The sequence below is a fragment of the Salinimicrobium oceani genome, from assembly GCF_012037645.1.
On record NZ_JAAVJR010000346.1, the window covers coordinates 1 to 537 of the forward strand.

The window sequence follows — 537 nt, forward strand, 5'->3', positions numbered from 1 at the left end:
CTTCTTTGTTATGGTTACAGGTTTCTTTGCAGTATAGGCGCTAATACTATCTCTTAGATCAACAACGGTATAATTCACCAGGTCATTCTCATAGATAAAGGCTTTTGGCGTTTGTGCAGAATCCCTTCCCTTTAAAATAACATAAGGTTTTCCTACTACAATTCGTCGGGGATTTAAAGTGTCACGAACTTTATTCACAATTTCAAAGATCTTGTTCGGCTTTACCCCATGAGTCCCAAGGATCACCCCAAAACTGTCGCCATTGCGAATGGTGTCTCTAACAACTTCATAATCATTCAAAATAAACCCGTATTCACTGATTATTGCAGGTTCAGGTTTTTCTGTTTTAGTGTTATCGGCTATTTCCTCATTTTTCGGCTGGTCATTGCAGGCCGTTAAAGCCATCATCAACATTAGCAGGTAACTAAACTTCTTCACTCTTTATATTTTTTATTGTGTTATCATTTCTTCAACCCATTGCTTTCCCCAATCTTTCATTTCTTCGGTACTCCAAAGTTCAGGAAAAAATGTAATTCT

Annotated in this window: 1 pseudogene; it reads right to left on the bottom strand. The window is 37.4% G+C overall.

From position 1 onward, the window contains the following. Positions 1-438 (bottom strand): annotated as a pseudogene (locus HC175_RS17105) (M23 family peptidase); the annotation flags it as partial. Positions 439-537 lie beyond the last annotated feature (99 nt).